Source organism: Exiguobacterium sp. KKBO11, assembly GCF_001644945.1.
In the GTDB taxonomy this organism is placed as follows: domain Bacteria; phylum Bacillota; class Bacilli; order Exiguobacteriales; family Exiguobacteriaceae; genus Exiguobacterium_A; species Exiguobacterium_A abrahamii.
Genome location: NZ_LUCU01000054.1, coordinates 1 through 211 on the forward strand (window position 1 = coordinate 1; position 211 = coordinate 211).

General features: G+C 54.0%; 1 rRNA gene. It reads right to left on the reverse strand.

Annotation, left to right across the window (positions count from 1 at the left end):
- Nucleotides 1-211 (reverse strand): 23S ribosomal RNA (locus tag AYO36_RS14085); the annotation flags it as partial.

Below are 211 nucleotides of genomic sequence, written 5' to 3' on the forward strand. Positions count from 1 at the left end.
CTAGGGAGTATTTAGCCTTGGGAGATGGTCCTCCCGGATTCCGACGGGGTTTCACGTGTCCCGCCGTACTCAGGATCCACTCTGGAGGGAAAACAGTTTCAGCTACAGGGCTGTCACCTTCTTCGGCTGACCTTTCCAGGTCCTTCACCTACTGTCTTCCTTTTTGACTCCGTATAGAGTGTCCTACAACCCCGAAGAGCATGCTCTTCGG